Raw genomic sequence first — 8,133 nt, forward strand, 5'->3', positions numbered from 1 at the left:
ATGGCTGCACGTCCGGATTTCGAGCTGGTACGCGATGTGCTCCGGGCCCGCGCGGGCGGCTCCCCGGCAAGTTTCCTCGTTCCGGCATTCCTGTGCGTCAGCGGCAGCACGGATACCACACCGGTGGACGTGGGCGATCCGTACGTCTTTTTCGCGGATCTCTTCGACCGGATCCTGGCCGAACCGGGCCCGCCGGACCACCACCGGGGCGTTCATACGTCGTGGCATGTGTACCAGAGCTTTCCGCGTACCTTCGCCGCTCTCGACGGGCGGATCGGAACCGCGCTCACGCAGATCGCCTTCCTTCCCTTCCTCCGCAACCGGCTGGGAATCGACGTCTTCGTCTGCCTGCCGGCTGGGCGGATCGGCCGGGCCAACCGCAAGGGCGCAAGGGGTTCGCCGTTTGCAGTCAGCGACCCGTTCGAGATTGACGCGTCGCTGTGCGATCCCCTGCTTTCCGGAGTTCCCGGCCTGGTGCAGTACCGGGCACTGACCCAGGCTTGTGAGCTCCTCAGCATCCAGGCCGGCTCGATTGTGCCGATGGCGACGTTGGCGATGGACAGCCCGTTGTTCGCCGCCGTGCCGGAGCTCGGCTACTGGTGGCAGGCCGAACCTGGGCAGCTTGTGCACTGCTCCTCCGACGCCCGTGGGCTGTCCCGCCAGCCGGACCTATCGCCCCCGGACATCGACCCGGATGCGGCGCGGCGATTCGTGGCCGCGCCGGATCCGGCGACCGTCACCACTACGGACGGTTATCACGTCTCGCATCCACCGACACCCGGGGAGGCGCCGGTGACGCTGGCGAATGCATTCCCCGATGTGCTGGCCGGCGAGGCAGCCACGTACACCTGGGGCGACGTCGCGACCGTGCGCTATGGTGCGGGCGTGGTGCCGGCTCCCGCCGGACGGCCGGGACCAGTCGTGGCCGGCACACGCCCGGCGGCATGGGACCTGATGCCCGCGATCATTGCATGGCGCCACCGGGTGCTCGGCGAGCATTTCTTCCTCATCGACGTGAGCCCGAGCGTTCCGCCGGAACTGCTGCGCCGGGCCCGCGAGATATCCGGGGCGTGGGAGCCCCGATTCGAAGATGGGCTCGGCCGGCTAGGCGCGGGTCGGCTCGGTCCGGAGGACGCTGTCCGGCTTCTCGCCGATCTCCATGCCGCGGCCGCTCGGGGCGCATGCAACCCGGCCGAGGACATCACTTTTGTCGGCGAGGAGCTGTGGGCGTTCGACCTGCCGGATACTGAGTTCGATGCGGTTTGCGGGCCGCTGGCATACTGCGTCAGCGCACACACGCACAACATTCCGGTACTGGCCCAGTCCTTGCTGCACCATCTTTGCGCCCTCGAGAAGCGAAAGACGGACAGCCCGTACTTCGCAGGGGTGGCCAACCACGACACGATGCCCCCGGCGCCGTGGGCATCCGCGCTGCTCCGAGTAATCTATCAATTCCTTCCGGGGGCGGTGCCATTGACGTTCAGCGGCACCGAGTGGGGTGCGACCGTCGTGACCAACAAGGAGTTCGGCTTCGATACGAGCCCACAGCTGCTGAGCCTCCGGGCGAGTCTCAGCGATGATCTCCTGGCCCTATTCAACGACGTGCCGCTTGACTGGCGCACGATTTCACCGGACTACGGTCAGGTCGGCCTGATCACGCGGCTGGCCGCCCTCCGGCAACGCCTCGGCGACCTACGCGGCTGGGGATACGAGGTGTACACGCCCGATTCTCCGCAGGCATCGCACTGCTTTGGCTACCTTCGCGTCGCCCCGGAGCGAACCGGTGAGTGTCTCATCGTGCTTGCGAACTGGTCGGACGCGCCGGTCGAGACGAAGTGGACAGCCCTGTCGGCGGAGCTGGTGCTCAGCGTTCCCGGCAACAGCCTGTCAGGCCTGATCTGCAACGGGGACAAGGTCGTCGTTCCCGCTCGTTCGGTGGTGGTGGCAGCCACCTCCGCGCTCGCCTGCGGTCAGGACCGGCAATCGTCCGGCAACACACCTGGGTAACGCTTGCCCGGATGAGCGCGGCGTTTTCGGTGACGGTAGCGCGCGGTTGCCAACCGGGCGGAAGCCGTATGCCAGCCGAAGAGGCAATTTGCGCTGGCAGACCTGGCGGCGGTCTCCTCGGCTTGCCCCAGGTCGATGACCGGCAGGACAACTCCTCCACGATCATCGGTTCCGGCGGCCGCACCTGCCCGGTCTGGAGCCGGAGCGCCTACACCGAAGGCGCTGTAACCGCCGCGCAGGCAGTACCTCGACGTGCTGGCTGTAGCGGTTCCGTCCCTCACATCGCGTTCATAGGCCCACCGACTTCGCATGGTGGGTCGCGAGCACGCGACGCCACCTTTGCTCAGCCGGTAAGTGGCAGCGTTCGCTGGTCGTTCCACTTGAGCCTCATTAACTAAGCTGTAGCCGAACTCGCTTGCCCTCCACACACCTACTTACGCCAACAGAAACCGAGGCTGAGTGAGATGATCTTGCCGGAGCTAGTGAACAGAACCCGCGCATTCGATCTCGAACGCCGCAGGTCAAGAAGTCTGCTCCGCGCACACGGGGGTGATCCGCGCCGCCGGGCGTTCCCGATCCGCACGTAGAATTGCTCCCCGCGCACGCGGGGGTGATCCGCCAAGAAGAACCTCGTCGTGCGCACCGTCGCCCTGCTCCCCGCGCACGCGGGGGTGATCCCTGCGCGCCGCCCACACCGCCATCAGCACCCCGCTGCTCCCCGCGCACGCGGGGGTGATCCGGGGGGCCCGTGTCCGGGTCGGCGGCCAGCACCGCTCCCCGCGCACGCGGGGGTGATCCGGGGGGCCCGTGTCCGGGTCGGCGGCCAGCACCGCTCCCCGCGCACGCGGGGTTGATCCGCAGACCGATGCAACCGGCAATGGCCCGGAGGCCTGCTCCCCGAGCGTTGGAGGTGATCCGGACGTAAACACGTTCCTTTCGCTCGGCTGGAAGTGCTCCTTGCGCATGTGGGCCTGGAACCCGTCGTACGGGTTCCAGGCCGAGCCGAACTGCTCGCAGCCCACGCGGGCTGGTCCCGACCTTCGGGCTCGCCTGTCAGACGGGGCCGTCTCTGCTCCCCGCCCGCGAGCGCGGCGAGGGTGACATCAACGCCTGATTACCCCCGCCGCGAGCGCAGGCCTGGTGCCCGCGCACGTGCGGTCAATCGTTTGGCTGCTGCGGAACCCGCTACACCGACTACTCATCCGTCTGAAGCAGCGAACCGACTACTGCTGAAGCGGGCCATAACTTCGCCATGTTCCACGCGCTGGATTGTCGAGCGATCGACGCGGGGACACCAACCGGATACAGCGCTCATTCGGACTTGCTCACAAGATGACTACTCGGCAGCAAGCAGCTTGAGGATCGCCTGTACCGGAACCAGGTACCGACGGCCGATTCGCAGAAGGCGCACCGGGAACTCATTGGTTTTGGCCAGCGCATAGGCCTTGGTGCGTCCGATACCCAAGATCGCCGCGGCGGTCTCCACATCGGTGGTGACACCGAGGTCCCGTACCGCGTCGATCGTCCAAACCTGCCCCTTGACACGGCCCGGCGTGTGTTCGTCGCTTGTGGTGGTTGACATCGTCGACGCCCTCCCCTGAGGTCGTACGGACGCCGGTATAGGCGTCAACCTCACGATGCCTTCAACCGGTTGCGCGGTGCGTTGCCAGTTGAGAGCACCGCGACAGGTAACGGCATCAGCAACCTTTCGCGGCTAAGCCCTGCTGACAGCGGGGACCCCGGGTTGCCACCGGGGAGGAAAGACCGGGGCGAGCAAGCAGTACGGCCAAGCGTTAGTGGCCGTTTCCAGCTCGCCTACGCCCTGGGCGACCAGCTTGCGGCGTCGCCGAGCACCGCCTCCATCAACTCCGCGGCCTTCCGCTCACTCTCCGGCAACACGTGGGTGTAGACCTCCCGCGTCGTACGGCTGTCAGCGTGACCAAGCCGCCGCTGCATCACGTGCTCGGGAACGCCAGCGTCAGCCCCGGTGGTAGCGGAGGTGTGCCTCGCATCGTGGAGCGAGATCACCGGAACGTCGGCATCGGCGCACGCCTTCGCCCACTGATCAGTAAAGTACTTCGGGTAGTACGGCTCCCCGTCCTCCCGACAGAACAGGCAGCCGCCGTCGTGGTACAGAACTCCGGCATCGGCCTTCTCAACCGCCTGGCGCGTCCGGTGAGCGTCCAACTCCGCTACCAGGGCTGGCCCGAGCGCAACCGCCCGCTTACTCTTGCCCTTGGGCGACTTCTCGACCACGCCGTTGCTGGTCGTGGTGCGCTGCCAGTGCAGAAGCAACACCCCCCGATCGAGATCCACGCGCGGCCACTTGAGGCCGGCCAGCTCCCCTCGCCGAGTGCCGACAACGATCGCCAGCACCCAGGCGGCACGCAACCGGTGATCCGCGTGGAACTTGAGGAATTTCGCCGACTGCGCGGGCGTCCAGACGCCCTTCCGCCCCATGGTCTCCCGCTCGACCTGCCGGGGTTGCCGCACACCGTCGACGTTGACCCCGAGGTCGCTCAACGCCTTCATCATGACCCGGTGCACGATCCGGACGGTGGTGGCCGACAGCGGGCCGCCGTTCTTGCCGCCGCCCTTCAGCAGCTTCTTGTACAGCTCGTGGATCACTCGCTTGTCGAGGGCATAGAGCTGCCGCGTACCAATGTGCGGCACCACGTAGCAGCGCATGATGTCCCGGTAGTTGCTGAGCGTCGTCTCCTGGACATCCAGTTCGCGTTCGTTGAGCCAGCTCTCCAGCTCGGCGGCGACACTACCGTCCGCGCCAAGGTCTGCGCCGCCGTAGGCAGCGCGTGCGTCATCTTCCGCCTTTTGGGCAGCGGCCTGATTGGGGAACCCCTGCCGCTTGTGCTGGCGGCGCCGCCCGTTCGCGTCCGGCGGCAGGTCGATGACGAAGAACCAGCGGGTCTGGCCGTTGGCGAGGCGGTAGCTGTAGACAGCCATGCGGCTGCACCTCCGCAGTAACGGAATCGAGGGATGCAGCCCACGTTAAGCGATCTCCGTTACCGCCAGCGTTACCGCAAGATCACACATGATCTTCTATATCCGCTGGTGAATACCAGTCGGGACGGCCGGATTCGAACCGACGACCCCTTGACCCCCAGGACGTCGCGGTAGGCGTCCACGCACGTCAGCAACGGTGCGCCCAACGGCACGACGTCGACGGTTGCGCCGTCCGTGTCCGTCCGGGCTGGACGTGTGGTCCCCGGTTGGTCCCCGGCCAAGGTTCGTCTACCGGTCACCTTCGGCGCAGTCATCGGTCATGGAGTGGAAGGGCCCAGAATAGGCGTCGCCGATCAGAACATCCCGAAGCGGCGCCAGTCCTGCTACTCGGTAACGGGTCGTGTCACCTTTCGCCTTCGCCTTCGCGTTCAAGCAGTCGACATACGCTTGCGTCTGCTCGCGGTCGGAGTAGAACGTGTCCCCTGACGGTGCTGCCACTCCGTTGTCGTAGACCTTCACGGGTACGTACGCCACGCAGCCGTCGTCCTCGTAGCTCACGCCTCGTCCTCCTCCGGTTGAGCCTGACGCCCAGCGGCTTGGCTCGCCTCGACCTCCCAGCGGCAGGCCACTGCATGCTGGCAGTGAATTCTACGGGCAATCGGCGGAACGAGCTGCCAGCCAGAACGTCGACTGCCCAAGTGGAACGTTGTGAGCCAGATCCGGCATCCCGTCGCGCAGGCTCCGCCCTGCCGGGCCGCGCCGACCTGGTCCAGGTGGAGCGCCCCGCTGGACGAACGACCTGGACCAGGTCGGCGCGGTCTGGTGGCCTCCGGTGCGCGACGGGTCCCCGGTCGCGGCCGAGGCATCCCAGAGTCGCCGAGGGTCCGGGGCGAGTAGCCCCGGCCGCCGGAGGCCGTCCCCGGGTCGTAGGGCCGGAGGCCCTACCTGCCGGAGGCAAGATTTCGCAGCGCCGACCATCAACGCTGGTGCCTGCTCGGCCGATAACGCTCGGGTTAGCTGATGGTCGTCTTCGTGGACACGGATGGTCACAATGGCAACCGTGAGGTTCCTGAAGCGTTGGCGAATTGGCAGGGGTGCTACCCGAGGCGTGGCGTCGCATGATGCGCCGCTGCGGCCGATGCCGTTTCTCCCGGTGATGGTGGCGGTCGTCCTGGTGGTGCTGTTGGGTGGTGGCGCGGCCATGTGGTTGCTCGGGGTGTGGTCGCCCCAGTCCCAGGCCACGCTCGCCGCGGAGCGGTTCCGACTGGATCAGATCAAGACCGCCTTGACGGTCGCGGCTGGCCTGGCTGCGGGAGTGACGTTGCTGATGACCCTGCGTCGGCAGGCTCTGAGCGAGCGAGCGCAGCGGTTCGCGGAAAGTGATGCGTTGGAGCAGCGGACCACGACCTTGTACGTGGCGGCTGCGGATCAACTCGGCAGCGACAAGGCAGCTGTCCGTCTGGCCGGCTTGTACGCCCTGGAACGGCTGGGGCAGGACAACCCGAAGTTACGGCAGACGGTGGTGGACGTGTGGTGCGCCTATCTGCGGATGCCCTATGTCCCGCCGGTAGAGGTGCTGCGCGGAAGCGTCAAGCGGTCGCCGGAGCATCCGTCCGATGACGCCGAAGCCCCGGACGCGAAGACGGAGGCCGAGCGCCGCGAGGAGTTGCAGGTGCGTCTGACGGCGCAGCGGCTACTCGCGGCGCAACTGCGGCGGACGCAGACCGACACCGATCAAACCGCGTACTGGATCGACGCCAAGGGCAACCGCATGACGACCGATCTTGTCGGCGCTGTCCTGGTCAATTTCAGCTTCGCCTCGTGCGAGATTGAGCAGGGCGACCTCAGTGGGGCGCAGTTCCACGGCGTCGCGGACCTGAGCGAGGCGCAGTTCCACGGCGTCGCGGACCTGAGCGAGGCGCAGTTCCACGGCGACGCCAACCTGAGCGAGGCGCAGTTCCACGGCGACACCAACCTTGACGAGGCGCAGTTCCACGGCGTCGCCTACCTGAGCGACGGGCAGTTTCACGGCGACACCTATCTGAGCGAGGCGCAGTTCCACGGCGGTGCCATCCTAAGCGGGACGCAGTTCCACGGCTACGCCAGCCTGAGCAAGGCGCAGTTCCACGGCTACGCCTACCTGAGTGGGGCGCAGTTCCACGGCGACGCCAACCTTGAAGAGGCGCAGTTCCACGGCGACACCGATCTAAGCGGGGCGCAGTTCCACGGCGACACCAACCTTGACGAGGCGCAGTTCCACGGCGACACCGATCTGAGCGGGGCGCAGTTCCACGGCGACACCGATCTGAGCGGGGCGCAGTTCCACGGCCGCTCCGACCTGCGCGAGGCGCAGTTCGACCATGGCGTTGATCTGTCGCATGCGCGCGCCACGCCTGCCGCCCCGCTACCGTCGGGGTGGATTCTTTCGAGCAGCGCGTCCAGAGCCGAGCTGTTAGGTGAGGTCATTCGCGCCCAGGACCACGCGGGCGCCTCACCTGATGGACAGAGGAAGGCCGCCGCAGACGGTGCCGGAGCGCAGGCCGACACCACGTAGCCGAAGCGTCGGTGGAGATGTGCCGTACTCGCGTTTCGACGAGCATGGGACATCGTCGTGTCCGCCGGAGAACGGCGCGTTGCCGGGGTCGCCGCGCCGGGAGCGAAGCGGCAAGGCGCGGCGTGCCCCGAGCGGCGCGCAGCGGCCCGAAGGGCCGCCTTGAAGACGTATGGAAAGTTCTCACCGTGCGAGCCCGAGGCACAGAGCCGGAGGCACAGAGCCCGAGGCACGAGCCCGAGGCACGGAGCCGGAGGCACGGCGCCCCGTCACGGGACGTGCTTGACAGTGGCGTCCACCAGATGCTCGACATGATCGATATTCGGCTTCTTCATTGCTTGATGGTTGCGGTCATCGCAGCCTGGGGAGACCACGGCGCGTGGTTCGGCGATAGACCGGATGATGAGCAGGACCAGGCAAGGATTGTCGACGCTTCCTGTTCGGCCATGAGATCGAAAAGCGGCTGACCAACAACCCCGACTGGAATCCCCAGCGCAGCCGGCCAGGGCAAGTCTTCTTAGAGCGCGTTTGGTTTGTGGGTCGGTCGGGTGTGTCGCACAGGGGGTCCGACCGATGAGCCTGGCTCGGTCGGTGGACAGGTATGGATCGAGTGC

Annotated in this window: 5 protein-coding genes and 1 CRISPR repeat array; of the genes, 2 read left to right on the plus strand and 3 right to left on the minus strand. The window is 66.9% G+C overall.

What is annotated here, in order from left to right:
• Positions 1-2,007, plus strand: a complete 2,007-nt coding sequence (locus ACGGAQ_RS30310; protein ID WP_393055105.1) for a hypothetical protein — start codon at positions 1-3, stop codon at positions 2,005-2,007.
• Between the two features lie 530 nt (positions 2,008-2,537).
• Positions 2,538-2,865: direct repeats of the CRISPR family, unit length 27 nt; unit sequence GCTCCCCGCGCACGCGGGGGTGATCCG.
• Between the two features lie 478 nt (positions 2,866-3,343).
• Here the strand turns inward: ACGGAQ_RS30310 and ACGGAQ_RS30315 are convergent.
• The 3 genes from ACGGAQ_RS30315 to ACGGAQ_RS30325 all read right to left on the minus strand — a co-directional run bounded on the left by ACGGAQ_RS30315 (position 3,344) and on the right by ACGGAQ_RS30325 (position 5,526).
• Complete coding sequence (locus tag ACGGAQ_RS30315; protein ID WP_393055107.1) at positions 3,344-3,589, minus strand: helix-turn-helix domain-containing protein; 246 nt, start codon at positions 3,587-3,589, stop codon at positions 3,344-3,346.
• 233 nt (positions 3,590-3,822) lie between these two features.
• Complete coding sequence (locus ACGGAQ_RS30320; RefSeq protein ID WP_393055109.1) at positions 3,823-4,968, minus strand: tyrosine-type recombinase/integrase; 1,146 nt, start codon at positions 4,966-4,968, stop codon at positions 3,823-3,825.
• Positions 4,969-5,256: 288 nt separating this feature from the next.
• Positions 5,257-5,526, minus strand: a complete 270-nt coding sequence (locus ACGGAQ_RS30325) for a hypothetical protein (RefSeq protein WP_393055111.1) — start codon at positions 5,524-5,526, stop codon at positions 5,257-5,259.
• Positions 5,527-6,028: 502 nt separating this feature from the next.
• Between ACGGAQ_RS30325 and ACGGAQ_RS30330 the strand changes: the two genes are divergently transcribed.
• Complete coding sequence (locus ACGGAQ_RS30330; RefSeq protein WP_393055113.1) at positions 6,029-7,522, plus strand: pentapeptide repeat-containing protein; 1,494 nt, start codon at positions 6,029-6,031, stop codon at positions 7,520-7,522.
• The last annotated feature ends 611 nt before the right edge of the window (positions 7,523-8,133 follow it).

This window comes from Micromonospora sp. NPDC047557, from assembly GCF_043205095.1.
GTDB lineage: Bacteria > Actinomycetota > Actinomycetes > Mycobacteriales > Micromonosporaceae > Micromonospora.

Bases quoted from the DNA above. Each gene is read 5' to 3' on its own strand.
- ACGGAQ_RS30310 (WP_393055105.1), top strand. From the start codon at position 1: ATGGCTGCACGTCCGGATTTCGAGCTGGTACGCGATGTGCTCCGGGCC.
- ACGGAQ_RS30315 (WP_393055107.1), bottom strand. From the start codon at position 3,589: ATGTCAACCACCACAAGCGACGAACACACGCCGGGCCGTGTCAAGGGG.
- ACGGAQ_RS30320 (WP_393055109.1), bottom strand. From the start codon at position 4,968: ATGGCTGTCTACAGCTACCGCCTCGCCAACGGCCAGACCCGCTGGTTC.